The sequence below is a fragment of the Streptomyces sp. NPDC051172 genome (assembly GCF_040682555.1).
Taxonomy (GTDB): Bacteria; Actinomycetota; Actinomycetes; order Streptomycetales; family Streptomycetaceae; genus Streptomyces.
Genome location: NZ_JBFBBE010000029.1, coordinates 1 through 16,127 on the forward strand (window position 1 = coordinate 1; position 16,127 = coordinate 16,127).

The window sequence follows — 16,127 nt, forward strand, 5'->3', positions numbered from 1 at the left end:
TCCGCGGGCCCCAGGCTGCCCGGGAGCCGCCCGGCCTCGGCCAGCGACCGCAGGCCCGGCGCGACGGGCGCGACGGGACGCAGCAGGGGTGCCTCGGCGCGGACCGGCGCGGACGGACGCGGGGCAGGTTCGGCGGGCTCCCGTTCGGTGCGTACGACGGTCCGCTCCCGTTCCGTGTGCGTGCGCGTCCGGACCGCCGACGGACGCGGCTCGTCCGGCGGCGCGACGGCGGCCGACGTGGTGGCGGGCCACAGCAGCGTGTCCTCGTCCGGCGCGGGTGCCGCGGCCCGTACCGCCTCGACCCGCTCGAACGGACCGGGCAGCCGGGGCCGCACCCGCACCGCGGCCGGTCGCGGTGCGGTGTGCCGGGCGAGCAGCCGGTCGAAGAAGTCGGGTCCCTCGGGACCCGGGGAGTCAGACATCCGCGCACAGCTCCAGGTAGTAGCGGCGCCGCGTCGGGCTGAGCGCCAGGATCTCCGGCTCGCTCCAGCCGTAGGCGGTGGCGAGCAGATGGACGTCGAGGAGCACGTCCCGTGCCCAGGCGTCCAGTTCGGTCCACAGGTAGGAGGCGATGTCGAGTTCGGCCCGGGTTGCCTCGCCGCACTCGGGACAGGCGACGTCGATCACCAGGTCGGCGCCCGGGTCGGCGGCCTCGACGGCCTCGGCGATCCGGCGCTGCACCGGTACGGGCAACTCCCGCGCCGCCGCGGCCGTACCGTCGCGGGTCGCCGAGACCAGGCACCGGGTGAGCAGCGCGGCCCGGGGGTCCGCCGACCGGGCCGCGGCCTGCAGATCGGCGACCCCGGGCAGCCTGAACTCGACGTCCCAGCCGTCCTGTCGGACCCGTACGACCGAGTCCCCCGAAGAGCCGAGTGACTCCGCGAGCTCCCCCGCGTCCAGGTCGAACTCCATGTCCGCCCCGCACGCGGCGCACTCCAGCCGCACCTGCATCCGTTCGCCGAACAGCGCCCGGCGCAGGGCGAACAGATCCGCCTCACGCTCGCCCACCGGGAGCTGCGGCAGCCTCCCGGTGTCGACGTCGGGCCGTGCCGTGCGGTGCAGCAGCAGTGCCCGTCCGACCGGTGCCTGACCGAGCCCGGCCTCCCATGCGGCCAGCAGTTCGGCCGCACCGGTGATCGCCATGTCCCTCCCCGTTTCCCCCAACTACCCCCGAATCACGCTGGGTTGAGGAACGAGGGCTCCTCCGGCTCGGGCACCTCGTAGTCCCGCTCCCAGCCCTCGCACTCGAGCTTCAGCGACTGGATGGCCACCGCGTTGGCGTTGGCGTCCAGCTCGCCGAGGACCTGGTACTCGCTCGGCCAGGTCCGGTAGAGCTTGTGCGAGACGGCGACCTGGCCGGCCTCGTTGAGGACCTGGATGACGATGTCCTTGCGGAAGTCCGCGAGGGACACCTCCGAGCCGAGGCCCGCGCCGACCTGCCAGACCTTGTTGGCCCAGCGGTCGAACTCCGGGTCGTGGGTGACCCCGCGCTCGAGGGTGATGCCCTCGAACTCGGAGCGGCCCGGCGACTTGCGCGGGGAGGAGGGGTCGCCGCCGTGACGGTGCTTGACGACCTCGGTGGTCCGCTTCAGCGGACTGATCTTGCTGATGCCGGCGACCGTCCGACCGTCCCACAGGACCAGGAACTTGAAGTTCTTGTAGGGGTCGAAGCGATGCGCGTTGACCGTGAACTCAGCCATCGATTTCCTTCAGCTCTCCGAGATTGACGGGCCGCTAGAGAGCGAACTGCCCGGACGTCTGCTGGATCCTGACGACCACGAACTCGGCCGGCCGCACCGGCGCGATCCCGACGAGCACGTTGACGACGCCGTTCGCGACGTCCTCGTCCGTCGTGGTCTCGCTGTCGCACTTGACGAAGTACGCCTCGCGCGGGGTGCTGCCCTTGAAGGCGCCCTGGCGGAAGAGCGTGTGCAGATACGAGGAGGCGGACAGCCGGATCTGCTGCCACAGGCTCTCGTCGTTGGGCTCGAACACGACCCACTGCAGGCCGCGCTGGAGGCTCTCCTCCACATGCAGCGCGAGCCGTCGCACGGGCACGTACTTCCAGGCGCTGTCGAGGGCGTCGGAGCCCTCCAGCGTGCGCGCGCCCCACACCAGCGGTCCGGTGACCGGGAAGGTGCGCAGGCAGTTGACGCCGAGGGGGTTGAGCAGCCCGGTCTCACGGTCCGTCAGGTCGACGGTCAGCGAGTGCACCCCGACCAGCTGCGCCTCCGTACCGGCGGGCGCCTTCCAGACACCGCGCTCGGAGTCGGTGCGCGCGATGACGCCGGCGACCGCTCCGGACGGCGGGAAGGCGCGCAGCCGCCCGGTGAGCGGGTCGGTGAGCTGGATGTGCGGGAAGTACAGGCCGGCGTGGTTGCCGCGCACCGGGTCGAAGGCGGACAGCCCGGCACGGGCGCTGTCCACGCTCACCCAGGTGCTGGGCGCATCGACCAGCAGGAAGATCCGCCGCTCCTCGCACAGTCGCTGAGCTGCGGATACGACGGTGAGCGCGTCGTCGATCTTCTCGTACGAAGCCAGCTCGGGCAGCGCGAGCAGGTTGACGTCGGCCACCTGGCGCAGTGCCTGGATGCCGGTCTTGTCGGCCTCGGAGCCGATGAGGTCGCGCGGGCCGGGGGCCTCGCCGTCCTCGCCGCCCTCCAGCGGGAACACCGGCGGGTTGACCGAGGCCTCCAGGCCCAGGTCGTTGGCGCACTCGCCGAGGAAGCGTACGACGTCCTCGGGGTCGGTGGAGCCGGCGACCACCTGGATACGGCGGCCGAAGGCGGTGACCTCGACGCCCGCGAATGCGTGCTTGCCGGGCGCGTCGGGCAGCGCGCGCAGCTTGCGCTCCAGGAGCAGCGCCAACTCGACCACGGAGGACGGGGCTTCGCCGTCGTCGTCGGGGTCGTAGAGCTTGAACTCCCGCTCCACGTCACCGATCTTGACCGTCAGGTCGACGGCGAGGTCGGGCAGTTCGTGGCCGAACGGCTTGGAGACGGTGCCGGACGGGTCGGGGCGGCCCTCACCGACGGCCTCGACGTGGATGAGCCGCGAACCGGCGTTGACCACGGTCGGCGCGTAGGTTCCGCTGCCTGCGTCCATGGACAGGCCGGTGAAGCTCTCGCGGGCGTCGCCCTTGGCGTCGTAGACCCGAAGGTTGAAGGTCGCCTCGCAGTCCGGGGTGTCGTAGTCGACGGCGACACGCAGGCCGTTGCCCCACACGCCGGGTTCCTTGGCGTGGACCTCCAGGACCCGGCTCTCGCTGTGGCCCTCGGTGGATTCCAGGACGACGCAGGCGGCCTTGCCGCTGCCGGCCTTGGCGACCCGGACGATCACGGCGACGGAGCCGCCGTTGCCGAAGAACTGGTGGACGGCGTAGGCGAGCGGGCTCTGGGCGCTGAGCCCGCCGAAGCGCCGCTCGAAGTCGGCGAATCCGGTGACGCGCACCGGTTCGTTCAGCGGGCCGCGCCGGGTGTGCCCCACGAATGCGGTCACCGAAGTGGTCACGGCGGAGATGGCGCGGGTGCTGCTGGGAAGCTCTTCGACGTAGACGCCCGGATACGTCGGCCTGGCGGCCGCGGCATTCGTCGGCATTCCCCCTCCTATCCCTTCTCAGGCACCGGTCAAAGGCACCAAGAGGCGGCAGAGGGGAGAGGTTTCGGCACAGCGGAGCGCGGCGGTCTGCCGACGCGCCCATGCGCGCCGGTCCGCTCACCCCGTATCAGCTTCCCCCGTCAGTGCCCCGGACGGACGGCCGCCCGGGTCAAGCACGCACGCTTGTGACTCCTGATGCTCAAGTGCTCTGCCCAGACTGCGAGTTGGCCATTGCGGGAGCAAGGCGTGTTCACGCCAGTCCGAAAGGAGGTTCGATGAAGGCGGGCGTGCACGACCCGCACCGGATGTGCGCGTGTCGGAACGGGCGCTTCACAGATTTCACACAGCCCGTGGTGCAGCAGAATGGACCACATGTCCCGACGCACCTCGCAATCCCGGCGGCAGCACGGCTCCGCCCCCGTCCACAAGCCCTCCTGCCCTTGCGGTCTTGCGGAGACGTACGAAACGTGCTGTGGCCGATTCCTCCGGGGTGAGGCCGCGGCGCCGACCGCCGAAGCACTGATGCGTTCGCGCTACAGCGCCTTCGTGAAGCTCAACGATCAGTACCTGCTGAGGACTTGGCACCCGGGTACCCGCCCGACGACGCTCAAACTCGACCCCGGCATGCACTGGACCGGCCTGGAGATCCTCGACACCACCGACGGCTCGGCCTTCCACGGCACAGGCACGGTGACCTTCCGCGCCTCGTACGAGGGCGGCTCGCTGCTGGAACGCAGCCGGTTCGAGCGGGTCGAGGGGGCCTGGGTGTACGTCGACGGGGAGTTCCCCGAGGCATGACCAGGTGGGGCTACGGCGCCAGGATGTCCAGCTCCTGCAGCGCGCCCACCGTGATCTCCCGGGTCAGCTTCTCGGCGCGGGCCGCGTCGCCCTCGCGGACCGCCTCGGCGACCTGGACGTGCAGGGTGACGGCGGCCGGGTCGGGGTCCTCGAACATCACCTCGTGATGGGTGCGGCCCGCGAGGACCTCGGCCACGACGTCACCGAGCCGGGCGAACATCTCGTTGCCGGACGCCACGAGGATCACCCGATGGAAGGCCATGTCGTGGACGAGGTACTCCTCCAGCTTGTGGCCGCGGGAGTTGGCGACCATGCCGATCGCACACTCGGTGAGTTCGGCGCACTGCTCGGCGGACGCGTTCCTGGCGGCGAGGCCCGCGGCGACCGGCTCGACGGCCGAGCGCAGCACGGTCAGCGAGCGCAGCTGGTGGGGGCGGTCGGCGCCGGCCAGCCGCCAGCGGATGACCTGCGGGTCGTAGACGTTCCACTCGGACTTCGGGCGCACGGTGACGCCGACCCGCCGCCGCGACTCGACCAGGTGCATGGATTCGAGCACCCGGACGGCCTCGCGCATCACCGAGCGTGACACGTCGAAGCGCTGGGCGAGCTCGTCGGTGCGCAGAACGCTGCCCGGCGGGTACTCGCCCGCAGTGATCGCGGGGCCGAGGGAGTCCAGTACACGGCCGTGCAGACCCCGGCCCGGAGTGGTCATGCGCTCAGCGTACGGGGCAGGTCACGGGAACAAAAAGTCAGACTTATATGTCACAGGGTCTTGAATTCGTCGTACCTAATCGGTTTCAGTGTCGTCGGCGTCGGTTGAACGGCCGGCGTCCAGATGTCGAAGAAGACAGTGAGAGCACCATGCAGCAGCTGCGCACCCCGCATGTCGTCGTGGTCATGGGCGTGGCGGGCACCGGCAAGACCACCATCGGTCCCCTCCTCGCGGCCCGGCTCGGCGTTCCGTACGCCGAGGGCGACGACTTCCACCCGCAGGCCAACATCGACAAGATGGCGGCCGGCGTCCCGCTCGACGACGAGGACCGGTGGCCCTGGCTCGACGCCATCGGCGCCTGGGCGCACGGGCGGGCCGGGCTCGGCGGGGTGGTCAGCAGCTCGGCGCTGAAGCGGTCGTACCGCGACCGGCTCAGGGCCGCCGCCCCCGGTGTCGTCTTCGTGCACCTGACGGGCGACCGGGCCCTCATCGAGGACCGGATGGCGCACCGGCAGGGTCACTTCATGCCCACGGCGCTGCTCGACTCCCAGTTCGCCACGCTCCAGCCGCTCCAGCCGGACGAGGCGGGTGTCGCGGTGGACGTCACCGGGAGCCCCGAGGAGATCACCGCCCGGGCCGTGAAGGCACTGGACGCCCTGCCCCACCCGGCCGCGTAGCACCCACCCCCCGCACTCCTCCCCCATCCCCGTACCTGCAAGGGAACCCCCGTGACCAGACTCAGCGTTGAGATGCTGGCAGCGGACGCACCCGCGCCGATCACCTCGGCCGGCCACGCTCAGCTGGGCCTCGCCGTACTGGCGGGCATCGCCGTCATCGTCCTGCTCATCACCAAGTTCAAGCTGCATGCCTTTCTGTCCCTGACCATCGGCTCGCTGGCTCTCGGCGCGATCGCCGGAGCGCCGCTCGACAAGGTGATCACCAGCTTCACCACCGGGCTCGGCACCACGGTCGCCGGCGTGGGCGTGCTGATCGCGCTCGGTGCGATCCTCGGCAAGATGCTCGCCGACTCCGGCGGTGCGGATCAGATCGTCGACACGATCCTCGCGAAGGCGGGCGGCCGGGCGATGCCGTGGGCGATGGTGCTGATCGCCTCGGTGATCGGGCTGCCGCTGTTCTTCGAGGTCGGCGTCGTGCTGCTGATCCCGGTCGTGCTGATGGTCGCCAAGCGCGGCAACTACTCGCTGATGCGCATCGGCATCCCGGCCCTCGCAGGTCTTTCCGTGATGCACGGTCTGGTCCCGCCGCACCCCGGCCCGCTGGTCGCGATCGCCGCGGTCAAGGCCAACCTGGGTGTCACGCTGGCCCTCGGCGTCCTCATCGCCATCCCGACGGTGATCATCGCCGGCCCGCTGTTCTCCCGGTACGCGGCCCGCTGGGTGGACGTCCCGGCGCCCGACCGCCTGATTCCCCAGCGGCCGTCGGAGGATCTGGAGAAGCGCCCGGGCTTCGGCCCCACCCTGGCCACGATCCTCCTCCCGGTCGTCCTGATGCTCTCCAAGGCGCTGGTCGACGTCGTGATCGACGACCCCACGAACCTCACCCAGCGGGTCTTCGACGTCATCGGCTCCCCGCTGATCGCCCTGCTCGCCGCCGTGCTGGTCGGCATCTTCACGCTGCTCAGGCCGGCGGGCTTCGGCAAGGAGCGGCTGACGCCGCTGGTCGAGAAGGGCCTCGCGCCCATCGCGGGCATCCTGCTGATCGTCGGCGCCGGCGGCGGATTCAAGCAGACGCTGATCGACACCGGTGTGGGCCAGATGATCCTGGACATGTCCAAGGACTGGTCGATACCGGCACTGCTGCTGGCCTGGCTGATCGCGGTGGGCATCCGCCTCGCGACCGGCTCGGCGACGGTGGCGACGGTCTCGGCGGCCGGCCTGGTGGCCCCGCTCGCGGCCGACATGTCGACCACGCACACGGCCCTGCTGGTCCTGGCCATCGGCGCCGGCTCGCTCTTCTTCAGCCATGTCAACGACGCCGGGTTCTGGCTGGTCAAGGAGTACTTCGGCCTGAGCGTGGGCCAGACCGTCAAGACCTGGTCCGTCATGGAGACGATCATCTCGGTGGTCGCGGGCGGTCTGGTCCTCCTCCTCTCACTGGTCATCTAGGGCTACGGCAATGAGTCACCCGCTCTTCGACATCAGCGGCCGCACGGCCCTGGTCACCGGCTCCAGCCGCGGCATCGGGCTCGCCCTGGCCCGGGGCCTCGCGGAGGCCGGCTGCACGGTGGTCCTCAACGGCCGCGACGCGGACCGCCTCACCGAGGCGGCCGCGGAGCTGCCCGGCGACGTGCACACGGCCGTGTTCGACGTGACCGACGGCCCGTCGGTGGCCGTCGGCATGGCGGATGTCGAGGAGCGGGTCGGCCCGCTCGACATCCTGGTCAACAACGCCGGGATGCAACTGCGCGCACCGCTCCTTCAGTTCACGGACAGCGACTGGCACCGCATCCTGAACACCAACCTCACCAGCGCGTTCCTCGTCGGCCGCGAGGCGGCCCGCCAGATGACGGAACGCGGCCACGGCAAGATCGTGAACATCTGCTCGCTGCAGAGCGAGGTGGTCCGCCCCGGCATCGCGCCCTACGCGGCCACCAAGGGCGCCCTGAAGATGCTGACCAAGGGCATGTGCGCCGACTGGGGCCCGTACGGCGTGCAGGTCAACGGCCTCGGCCCCGGCTACATCGAGACGGAACTCACCCAACCCCTGGTCGAGGACGAGGAGTTCAGCGCGTGGGTCCGCCGCCGCACCCCGGCCGGCCGCTGGGGCCGCACCGAGGACCTGGTGGGCGGGGTGCTGTTCCTCGCCTCGCCCGCCGCGGACTTCGTCAGCGGGCAGGTGCTGTACGTCGACGGCGGAATGACGAGCGTGCTGTGAAAGGGGTTGCTCAGATGCTCGGTTGTGTGGTCCACGGCCAGGACGACCTGCGGGTCGACGAGCTGCCGGTCCCCGAGCCCGGCCCCGGCCAGGCGCTGGTCGCCGTCCGCTACGGCGGCGTATGCGGCTCCGACCTGCACTACTGGAAGCACGGCGGTGTCGGCGACTTCCGGCTGAAGGAGCCGATGCTGCTGGGCCACGAGGTGGTCGGCACGGTCGTGGCATACGGCTCCCCCGGCGCGTCCGGACCGGCCGTGGGTACGGCGGTTGCGGTGCACCCGGCAACACCGTGCGACGTGTGCCCGGAATGCGTGGAGGGACGCCGCAACGTCTGCCGCGACACCCGCTACCTCGGCAGTGCGGCCCGCTTCCCGCACGTACAGGGCGGCTTCGCGGCCCGAGTCGTCGTACCGGCCGAGCAGTTGAGGCCACTGCCGGAGGGTCTCGACCTGCGCCGGGCAGCCCTCGCCGAGCCGCTCTCCGTCGCCCTGCACGCGGTCCGCCGGGCCAAGGACGTGCGCGGCAGGCATGTCCTGGTCACCGGAGCCGGGCCCATCGGCTGCCTCGTGGCCGCGGCGGCGAAGGCGGCGGGCGCCGCACGGGTCACGGTCACCGACCTCCTTCCGGCGGCCCTGGACCACGCACGTGCCGCGGGCGCCGACGCCCTCGTACAGGCCGACGATCCGGAGGATGCCGGGTGGCCGCCCGAGGTGGACGTGGCCGTCGAGGCGTCCGGGGTGGCCGCGGGCCTGGACACCTGTCTGCGTCTGGTGCGGCGCGGCGGAATCGTCGTGCAGCTCGGAATGCTGCCGCCGGGCCCGAGCCCCTTCGCCGGGAACCTGGTCGTGAGCCGGGAGATCGAGCTGCGGGGAGCGTTCCGCTTCGACACGGAATTCGACGAGGCGCTGGCACTGCTCGCCACCGAGCCGGCCTTCGACGGCCTGGTCAGCGCGGTGGTCCCGGTCCGAGAGGCGGAGTCGGCGTTCGCGCTGGCTGCGGACCGCAGCCGTTCCTGCAAGGTGCTGCTCGACTTCGCATCCTGAATTTTCCCCAAGGATCAGCCCAGGGCGGCTTCCCCGCCGCCGGGACCGGCCCGATGATGAGGGGACCCCTGGACACGGCCTCCAGGGGCACTGGGGGTCGGGGGGCGTCATGGCGGTTTCCCTCGGGACGCGTATCTCGGGGCTGCTCGTGGTCGGAGCGGTGGCGGTGGCCGTCACGGCCTTCAGCAGTGACGGGAGAGGCACGCCGGACAGCGGGGGCGGGAGCGGCTCGATCGTGACCGCGGGGCCGTCGAACGGCGCCACGCCCGGCTCCCCCACACCTCGGCAGTCACCTGCCGGGGAGGCGCCCGGCACCCCACTGCCGAGCAGCCAGGGCCACACCCGTACGGCCACTCCCTCGCCGAGCGGCGCCTCTCCGAGCAACAGGCCCCTCCTGAGCACCACTTGGCTCCCGCCGGGCCCCGTCTCACCCAACGCCGACACCACACCCGACCCGTCGAGCGTCTACGACCGCCTCCGCGACCCCGGCCAGTGCGGGGGCGTCCGCAAGGTGATCCCCACGGCCTCCGCGGACCCGGAGTGGCGCCTGCTGCACGCCCTCGCGACCGCCTGCCTGGCCGCGCAGGGCAAGGGCGGAAGCTGGGCCACGGCGACCAAGGAGTACGCGTCTCTCGCAGGCCAGGCAGCCACCTGCAAGGGCCGGGCCGCCTACGCGGTGCTCGGTGGCTTGTTGGACTTCCATCGCCAGCACCCGGAAGCGGCCGTGCAGTTGAAGGCTGCATCAGGCGGCACCCCCGCCTGCACCTACCGGATCGCAGGCGTGGACACGGGCAGCGACGGCAAGGCCCAGCCGGGCGACACGATCACCATCGAACTACGGGGCATCTTCTTCGACCCCGTCGAACTCCTGCGCTTCGGGACCGTGTTCGTCGGCGGCCAGCAGACAGCCGGGCCACCCGTACTGCGCTCGCAGACGGGCGACACGCTGGTGCTGACCGCCGTGGTGCCGCCCCTGAACGGCCTCAGCAATTCGGTGTGCGGTACGGCAGCGCCCCATAGGGGCGCGGGGAACTGCGCCACCAGCCACAACGGCGCGGCGGACGACCACACTGCGGACGTGATCGTCCGCTACGGCAACACCGAGGCACGCCTCGAAAACGCCTTCACGGTGGTGGCACCGACCGCAGTCTCCTCACCCCCGCCGGAGGCACCCGCACCCTCAGGGACGCCACAAGGGATGCTCCCGCTCGGCCCACTCCCGGCTCACCCGGCCGGTCCGTAGCCCGCCCCGCGCCTCCGGATCCCCGATCGCCATCCCGATGTGCCCGGCGAGCACGATCCCGATCGTCAGGGCCAGCCAGTCATGGACGAACGTCGCGCTGGTGCGCCACATCAGCGGGGTCAGATGGGTGAACCACATGATCAGCCCGGTGCCGAGCATCACCAGTGTGGCCCCGGCGATCCACGCCGCATAGATCTTCTGCCCGGCGTTGAACTTCGCCGCCGGACGCGAGGACCGCCGCTTGTCCCGGTGCAGAGCCGCCCGCAGCCAGACCCTGTCGTGCGGTCCGAAGCGGTTCAGATGCCCCAGGTCGGCGCGGAAGTGGCGGGAGAGCAGGCCCACCAGCACGGGCACGGGCAGCGCGAGCCCCGCGCACTCATGGACGCGGACCACCAGTTCCCGGCGGCCGACGAGTTCGGCGAACTGCGGGATGTAGAGGAACGCCGCGGTCACCACGCACACACCCATCAGCGCGGCCGTCGTGCGGTGCACCCAGCGCTGGACGGGGCCGAACCGGCGTACCCCGGCGACCGGCGGCGTGTGCGCCTCAGCTCGTAGGCTCATCGCCCCGCCCGTTCGAGTGGCCGACCCAGGCGTCCACGTCGTAGCCGCGGTCCTCCCAGTAGCCCGGCTTCACGTCCTCGGTGACGGTGATGCCGGAGAGCCACTTGGCGGACTTGTAGAAGTACATGGGCGCCACGTAGAGGCGGACCGGGCCGCCGTGGTCGTGGCCGATGTTCTTGTCCTGCATGCGCAGGGCGACCAGGACGTCGGAGCGGCGGGCCTGGTCGAGGGTGAGGCTCTCGGTGTAGGCGCCGTCGAAGCTGGTGAAGCGGACCGCCCCGGCCGAGGAGCGCACTCCCGCGGCGTCCAGCAGCCGGGACAGCCGCACCCCCTCGAAGGGCGTGCCCGGAACCCGCCAGCCGGTGACGCACTGGACGTCCTTGACCAGCCGGGTCTGCGGCAGGGCGCGCAGATCGTCGAGGGTGTAGGTCTTCGGGCGGTCGACGAGGCCGTCGACGGTGAGGCGGTAGTTCGTGGCGTTCTTGTGCTGTACGGAGGAGGTGACCGAGTAGTAGCGGAAGCCGCCGCCGTTGGGCAGCAGGCCGGTCAGGCCGGTGGGGTCCTTCTCGGCGGCCGCGCCGAGGAAGCCCTCCAGGGCGCGCTGCAGGGCGGGCGCGGCGACCACGCCGAGGGCGCCCAGGCCGATGGTGCCGAGCAGGACACGGCGGCCGACCGGGGTGCCGCGCTCCGGCGGTGGCTGCGGTGTGCCCGGCTCCTCGGGTTGTTCGGAGTTCACGTATCCATTCGAACACCCGCGGCCCCGGCGGGACCAGGAATCGCGGGTGCTCGTCAGGGTTCCGTAATGACTTCTTACGGGCTTCTCAGAAAGCCACGCCTGCGGGCGGCGTCACGACGCGTCCCGTGCCGCCTTGTCCAGCTGGAACGCCTCGTTGCCGAGCCCGATGCGGGCGTGTGCCTCGGGCGAGCGCGAGCGCAGCAGCAGGCCCTGGGCCAGTCCGGCGACCAGGGCGAGGCCGATGATGCCGGGCAGCGCCCAGCTCAGGGCCGAGTCCGGGCCGGCGCCGACCAGGACGTCGAAGTCCTTGACCGTGTAGCCGGCGATCACGAGGAGGGCGACGGCCGCAAGGGCGGAGGTGACCAGCCGCCAGGCCTGGGCGCCCGCCGCGCCGCGCCGGGTGAAGAAGACGATCACCGACACGGAGGCCGCCGCCATCAGCAGGATCACACCGAGCGCGCCGATGTTGCCGAGCCAGGTGAACAGGTGCAGGACGGGTGCGGTCGGGTCGCCGGTCGGCTTGTCGTCGGCGACCGCGAAGGCGATCACGACGACCGCGGAGACGACGGTCTGCAGCAGGGAGCCGGTGCCGGGCGCGCCGCTCGTGCCCGTGGTACGGCCGAAGGTGCGCGGCAGCAGCCCCTCGCGGCCCATGGCGAAGGCGTACCGGGCGACGACGTTGTGGAAGCTGAGCAGGGCGGCGAACATGCCGGTCACGAACAGGACGTGCAGGACGTCGGTGAAGGCTCCGCCGAGCCGGGACTCGGTGAGGGAGAACAGCAGCCCGGCGCTCTCCTTCTGTGCGGCGCCGACGATCGCGGAGGGGCCGGCGGCGACGGTGTACGCCCAGGAGCTGATCGCGAAGAAGACGGTGACGAAGCCGACCGCGAGCAGCATCACGCGCGGCACGAGGAGGTGCGGGCGGCTGGTCTCCTCCGCGTACACCGGTGCCTGCTCGAAGCCGGTGAAGGCCGCGATGCAGAAGCACAGGGCGGTGCCGACTCCGGCGCCGGTGAGCGTGTCCGGGTTGAAGGCGTGCAGCGACAGGCCCTGCCCCGCCGGGTCGGCGATCGAGGCGACGTCGAAGATGACGACGAGGATCACCTCGACGACCAGCAGCACGCCCAGCACGCGCGCGTTGACGTCGATCTTCAGCCAGCCCAGCAGTCCGACGACGGCCACGGCCACCAGCGCCGGTATCCACCACGCCACCTGGACGTCGGCGTAGGTGGCGAACAGGTTGGAGACCTCGAAGCCGAAGATGCCGTAGATGCCGACCTGGAGCGCACTGTAGGCGGCGAGGGCGACGAGGGCCGCGCTCGCCCCGGCGGTGCCGCCCAGGCCGCGGGAGATGTAGGCGTAGAAGGCGCCCGCGTTGTGGACGTGCCGGCTCATCTCGGCGTACCCGACGCTGAACAGGACCAGGACCACGCCGAGGACGACGAAGAGCAGCGGCTGCCCGACGATGCCCATCACCGCGAATGTGGTGGGCATGACACCCGCGACCACCATGAGGGGGGCGGTCGCGGCGAGCACGGAGAGCAGCAGGCCGCCCGCGCCCAGGCGGTCGGCGCGCAGGGCGCGCTCCTGGCCCAGATAGGTGCTGATGCCGCCCGCGGCGGCTCGGCTCGCGTTGGAACTGCCCGTGGTCATGGAGGGACCGTCCTTCTGTCGGGGTCGGGAGTGTCACGCCGTGCCGAGCGCGGTGGCGCGCGCGGCACGGAAGGCGGAGTGCGGATCGCGGTCCGGGTACGACCAGGGGGCGGGGGTGGCGTGCTCGCCGATGCGGTGGAACAGGGCCGCGGCCTCGGCGCCGCGGCCCTCGCAGACCTTGGCGTGGGCGAGGAAGTTGAGGTCGACCAGGCGGCGCGGGTGGCCTTCGTGCTCCCATTCCAGCCACCAGTCGAAGGCGGCCTTCATGACCTGCCGGGCCCGGCGCCCGCTCCAGTGGCCGGAGACGGCGGCGTCCGCGGTCTCGTGCCCGGCGGCGGCCAGTACACGGAAGCGCTCGGCGTGGGCGACAACCGGGAGGATCGCGAGGGGGGAGTCGGCGGGGGCCTGCAGGGCGGACCGGTTGGCGAAGTCGTAGACCTCGTGCAGCGGGTCCGGGCCGGCGTCGGCGTGCCGTTCGGCGAGGCGGGCGACCATCAGGTGGTGGGCGTGGTGGTGGTCGGGATACCGGCCGCGGACCTCGGCGAAGAGCCGCTCGATGTCCGGGCCCGGGTCGCGTTCCAGCATGAGCAGGCCGAGCCACGGGGTGGGGTCGGCGGGCACGAGCGCGGCGGCGTCCCGGCAGGCCTCGCGGGCGTGCTCCGGTTTCTCCTTGCCCCGTAAGGCCCGCTGGACGAGGGCGAGCGCGAGCAGCACGGCGGCGTCCGCGGAGTCGGGCTCGGCCAGCAGCCAGTCCCGCGCCCAGGCGGCACTGTACGGCTCCAGCGCGAGCACGGTGACCCGATGCCCGCGCAGATCCCAGTCGTCTCCCGTCTGAACGAGCAACGACCGCGCGGCCTGCCACCGCCCCTGCGCCAACGCGGACCGGGCGGCGACGAGTTCGGCATCGTCCAGGGCCGCGTCGAGGGTCTGGGCCGCGCGCTTGCGGCCCCGGCCGAAGGGTGGCGGGGGTGGGGACACCGCGGGATCTTCCTCACGCGACGCGGCTCGACGTCTGGTATCGGTCCGGCCTGATATCGGTTTGCCGTCAGCTGGTCACGCACAGCAAACCCCGCACCAAGGCTTTGCGTCAAGGGAGGGATGGTTGTTATACGCGTCAACTTCCGTTACCGGAGGGGCAATTGTGATCGCGCAGTGACATGCGTTCCGCCGCACCAGGTCGCGCGTGTGGCGCACGCCATGGCGCCGCACGCCCCCGCACCTCAGCATGGCGGGACGACCGGCGGCCGCGCCCTTGATCGTCAGGGAGACGTGACCGAGTCGACGGCCCGATCCGGGCACTCCCAGGGGCAAGCCGGGCCCTGGGACGCTACAGTCACCCACTACGCACCCCGTGGCCCGGCCCATCTGACTCGAGGTACGCAGCGTGTCCGTTCTGGTTCTGATTCTCGCCGTGAGCGCTGCCTGCTGCGTGGGCTTCGGATTCGTGCTCCAGCAGAACGCGGCCCAGCGGGCACCCCTGAGCGACTTCCTCTCACCGCGTCTGCTCCTCGACCTGATGCAGGTGCCGCGCTGGCTGGGCGGCATCGCGCTGATGGTGGCCGGCATGGTCCTCGGGGCGATAGCGCTGAGCCAGGGCGAGATCTCCCTGGTCGAACCGCTCCTCGCCACCAACCTCCTGTTCGCCCTGGCCCTCTCCCGCAAGCAGACCAGACAGCCACTGGGCCGCCAGGGCTGGACCGGCCTCGCGCTGCTCGCGGGCGGTGTCACCGCCTTCATCGTCGCGGGCGAGCCGCGCGGCGGCACCGCCGTCAGCGACCCGTTCCGCCACTGGCTGATCATCGGCGCCATGATCGGCCTGGCCCTCCTCCTGACGACATACGCGAAGCGCTCCCGGCTGAGCGCCGCCCCCGTCCTCCTCGCCCTCGCCGCGGGTCTCCTCTACGGCGTCCAGGACGCCCTCACCCGGGTCAGCGGCGAGCGCTTCACCCGGGGCGGCCTCACCGAGCTGGTGACGGGCTGGCAGCCGTACGGCGTGGCGGCGCTCGGGGTGGCCGGCCTGATCCTGGTCCAGAGCGCCTTCGAGACCGCACCCCTGCGGATGTCGCTGCCCGCCCTCACCGCCGCCCAGCCACTGGCCGGCATCCTGTGCGGAGTGGGCTTCCTGGGCGACCGCCTGCGCACCGACACGGGCGCCCTCGCCTGGGAAGCGGCGGGCCTCGCGGCGATCGTCGGTGGCATCGTCCTGCTCGGCCTGCACCCCTGCATGCCGAGCGGCACGACGAAGCCGGAGCGGACCCAGGCCCTGCAGCGCCGCTGACGCCCTCCTGCTTGGATGGCTGCATGACGAGCCCCGCAGACGAGATCCTCGACATCGTCGACGAGAACGACCAGGTCGTCGGCCAGTCCCCCCGCGGCGAGGCCTACGCCAAGGGCCTGCGCCACCGCTGCGTCTTCATCCAGGCCCGGGACGCCGAGGGCCGCCTCTTCGTCCACCGCCGCACCTCCACCAAGCTGGTCTTCCCCTCCCTCTACGACATGTGGGTCGGCGGAGTGGTCGGCGCCGGCGAGTCCTACGACGACGCCGCACTGCGCGAGGCCGAGGAGGAACTCGGGGTCTGTGGCCTCCCGAGCCCGCGCTTCCTGTTCAAGTTCCTGTACGACGACGGCGCCGGCCGGACCTGGTGGTCGGCGGTCTACGAGGTCCGCTGCGAGCTGCCGGTGAGCCCACAGGTGGAGGAGGTGGCCTGGCACGCCTTCCTGCCGGAGGCTGAGGTGGAGCGCCGGTTGAAGGAGTGGGAGTGGGTGCCGGACGGGCTTGCCGCGTACGAGCGGCTCTTGTCAGCCCGTCCGGCGTTTGAGGACGAGGCCCCTTAGGGGCCGAAGCGGGGGTCCGGGGGCGGCACCCCCCAGCGGACGGCGCCGACG

The 16,127-nt window shown here is 71.7% G+C and carries 16 protein-coding genes and 1 pseudogene; 8 read left to right on the forward strand and 9 right to left on the reverse strand.

Going from position 1 to position 16,127, the window contains the following annotated elements:
• The 4 genes and pseudogenes from AB0N07_RS19310 to AB0N07_RS19325 all read right to left on the reverse strand — a co-directional run.
• A pseudogene (locus AB0N07_RS19310) lies at nucleotides 1-422 on the reverse strand (hypothetical protein); the annotation flags it as partial.
• On the reverse strand, nucleotides 415-1,143 hold the full coding sequence (locus AB0N07_RS19315) for a hypothetical protein (RefSeq protein WP_365836482.1): 729 nt from the start codon (nucleotides 1,141-1,143) through the stop codon (nucleotides 415-417). The pseudogene AB0N07_RS19310 and the gene AB0N07_RS19315, both read right to left, overlap by 8 nt.
• A gap of 32 nt (nucleotides 1,144-1,175) precedes the next feature.
• Complete coding sequence (locus AB0N07_RS19320) at nucleotides 1,176-1,700, reverse strand: phage tail protein (RefSeq protein WP_004003113.1); 525 nt, start codon at nucleotides 1,698-1,700, stop codon at nucleotides 1,176-1,178.
• A gap of 34 nt (nucleotides 1,701-1,734) precedes the next feature.
• A complete protein-coding gene (locus AB0N07_RS19325) occupies nucleotides 1,735-3,597 on the reverse strand; it encodes a phage tail sheath subtilisin-like domain-containing protein (RefSeq protein WP_365836484.1) in 1,863 nt (620 codons plus the stop codon).
• Between the two features lie 372 nt (nucleotides 3,598-3,969).
• Between AB0N07_RS19325 and AB0N07_RS19330 the strand changes: the two genes are divergently transcribed.
• On the forward strand, nucleotides 3,970-4,395 hold the full coding sequence (locus tag AB0N07_RS19330) for a YchJ family metal-binding protein (protein ID WP_365836486.1): 426 nt from the start codon (nucleotides 3,970-3,972) through the stop codon (nucleotides 4,393-4,395).
• A 10-nt stretch (nucleotides 4,396-4,405) separates the two neighbouring features.
• Here AB0N07_RS19330 and AB0N07_RS19335 read toward each other — a convergent pair whose 3' ends face one another.
• A complete protein-coding gene (locus AB0N07_RS19335; protein ID WP_365836488.1) occupies nucleotides 4,406-5,107 on the reverse strand; it encodes a FadR/GntR family transcriptional regulator in 702 nt (233 codons plus the stop codon).
• 149 nt (nucleotides 5,108-5,256) lie between these two features.
• Here AB0N07_RS19335 and AB0N07_RS19340 point away from each other — a divergent pair, with 149 nt between their 5' ends.
• From AB0N07_RS19340 to AB0N07_RS19360, 5 genes are all read left to right on the forward strand, one after another.
• Nucleotides 5,257-5,784, forward strand: a complete 528-nt coding sequence (locus AB0N07_RS19340) for a gluconokinase (protein WP_365836490.1) — start codon at nucleotides 5,257-5,259, stop codon at nucleotides 5,782-5,784.
• A 51-nt stretch (nucleotides 5,785-5,835) separates the two neighbouring features.
• On the forward strand, nucleotides 5,836-7,233 hold the full coding sequence (locus AB0N07_RS19345) for a gluconate:H+ symporter (RefSeq protein ID WP_365836492.1): 1,398 nt from the start codon (nucleotides 5,836-5,838) through the stop codon (nucleotides 7,231-7,233).
• Nucleotides 7,234-7,243: 10 nt separating this feature from the next.
• Entirely contained in the window at nucleotides 7,244-8,002 is a 759-nt protein-coding gene (locus tag AB0N07_RS19350; protein WP_365836494.1) for an SDR family oxidoreductase, read from the forward strand.
• A gap of 14 nt (nucleotides 8,003-8,016) precedes the next feature.
• Nucleotides 8,017-9,045 carry an L-idonate 5-dehydrogenase gene (locus AB0N07_RS19355; protein ID WP_365836496.1) on the forward strand — a complete coding sequence of 343 codons (1,029 nt, stop codon included), beginning with the start codon at nucleotides 8,017-8,019 and terminating at the stop codon, nucleotides 9,043-9,045.
• A 109-nt stretch (nucleotides 9,046-9,154) separates the two neighbouring features.
• Nucleotides 9,155-10,288, forward strand: a complete 1,134-nt coding sequence (locus AB0N07_RS19360) for a hypothetical protein (protein WP_365836498.1) — start codon at nucleotides 9,155-9,157, stop codon at nucleotides 10,286-10,288.
• On the opposite strand, the gene AB0N07_RS19365 is transcribed toward AB0N07_RS19360, so the two are convergent.
• The 4 genes from AB0N07_RS19365 to AB0N07_RS19380 all read right to left on the reverse strand — a co-directional run bounded on the left by AB0N07_RS19365 (nucleotide 10,226) and on the right by AB0N07_RS19380 (nucleotide 14,219).
• A complete protein-coding gene (locus tag AB0N07_RS19365; RefSeq protein WP_365836500.1) occupies nucleotides 10,226-10,852 on the reverse strand; it encodes a cytochrome b/b6 domain-containing protein in 627 nt (208 codons plus the stop codon). The two genes, AB0N07_RS19360 and AB0N07_RS19365, sit on opposite strands and share 63 nt — an antisense overlap.
• Nucleotides 10,836-11,588, reverse strand: a complete 753-nt coding sequence (locus tag AB0N07_RS19370; protein ID WP_365836502.1) for a molybdopterin-dependent oxidoreductase — start codon at nucleotides 11,586-11,588, stop codon at nucleotides 10,836-10,838. The genes AB0N07_RS19365 and AB0N07_RS19370 overlap by 17 nt, the downstream gene beginning before the upstream one ends.
• Before the next feature lie 111 nt (nucleotides 11,589-11,699).
• The gene (locus tag AB0N07_RS19375) at nucleotides 11,700-13,241 is read right to left on the reverse strand and encodes an APC family permease (RefSeq protein WP_365836504.1); all 1,542 of its coding nucleotides are present in this window, start codon (nucleotides 13,239-13,241) and stop codon (nucleotides 11,700-11,702) included.
• 33 nt (nucleotides 13,242-13,274) lie between these two features.
• Nucleotides 13,275-14,219, reverse strand: a complete 945-nt coding sequence (locus tag AB0N07_RS19380; RefSeq protein WP_365836506.1) for a hypothetical protein — start codon at nucleotides 14,217-14,219, stop codon at nucleotides 13,275-13,277.
• Between the two features lie 406 nt (nucleotides 14,220-14,625).
• Here AB0N07_RS19380 and AB0N07_RS19385 point away from each other — a divergent pair, with 406 nt between their 5' ends.
• Nucleotides 14,626-15,519: a DMT family transporter gene (locus AB0N07_RS19385; RefSeq protein ID WP_365836508.1), complete on the forward strand. Its 894-nt coding sequence runs from the start codon at nucleotides 14,626-14,628 to the stop codon at nucleotides 15,517-15,519.
• A 23-nt stretch (nucleotides 15,520-15,542) separates the two neighbouring features.
• Nucleotides 15,543-16,076, forward strand: a complete 534-nt coding sequence (locus AB0N07_RS19390; protein ID WP_365836510.1) for an NUDIX domain-containing protein — start codon at nucleotides 15,543-15,545, stop codon at nucleotides 16,074-16,076.
• Nucleotides 16,077-16,127 lie beyond the last annotated feature (51 nt).

Excerpts from the sequence above, each read along its gene's own strand:
- AB0N07_RS19365 (WP_365836500.1), bottom strand. The coding sequence starts at position 10,852 with ATGAGCCTACGAGCTGAGGCGCACACGCCGCCGGTCGCCGGGGTACGC.
- AB0N07_RS19340 (WP_365836490.1), top strand. The coding sequence starts at position 5,257 with ATGCAGCAGCTGCGCACCCCGCATGTCGTCGTGGTCATGGGCGTGGCG.
- AB0N07_RS19330 (WP_365836486.1), top strand. The coding sequence starts at position 3,970 with ATGTCCCGACGCACCTCGCAATCCCGGCGGCAGCACGGCTCCGCCCCC.
- AB0N07_RS19350 (WP_365836494.1), top strand. The coding sequence starts at position 7,244 with ATGAGTCACCCGCTCTTCGACATCAGCGGCCGCACGGCCCTGGTCACC.
- AB0N07_RS19375 (WP_365836504.1), bottom strand. The coding sequence starts at position 13,241 with ATGACCACGGGCAGTTCCAACGCGAGCCGAGCCGCCGCGGGCGGCATC.
- AB0N07_RS19320 (WP_004003113.1), bottom strand. The coding sequence starts at position 1,700 with ATGGCTGAGTTCACGGTCAACGCGCATCGCTTCGACCCCTACAAGAAC.
- AB0N07_RS19355 (WP_365836496.1), top strand. The coding sequence starts at position 8,017 with ATGCTCGGTTGTGTGGTCCACGGCCAGGACGACCTGCGGGTCGACGAG.
- AB0N07_RS19335 (WP_365836488.1), bottom strand. The coding sequence starts at position 5,107 with ATGACCACTCCGGGCCGGGGTCTGCACGGCCGTGTACTGGACTCCCTC.
- AB0N07_RS19315 (WP_365836482.1), bottom strand. The coding sequence starts at position 1,143 with ATGGCGATCACCGGTGCGGCCGAACTGCTGGCCGCATGGGAGGCCGGG.
- AB0N07_RS19390 (WP_365836510.1), top strand. The coding sequence starts at position 15,543 with ATGACGAGCCCCGCAGACGAGATCCTCGACATCGTCGACGAGAACGAC.
- AB0N07_RS19325 (WP_365836484.1), bottom strand. The coding sequence starts at position 3,597 with ATGCCGACGAATGCCGCGGCCGCCAGGCCGACGTATCCGGGCGTCTAC.
- AB0N07_RS19360 (WP_365836498.1), top strand. The coding sequence starts at position 9,155 with ATGGCGGTTTCCCTCGGGACGCGTATCTCGGGGCTGCTCGTGGTCGGA.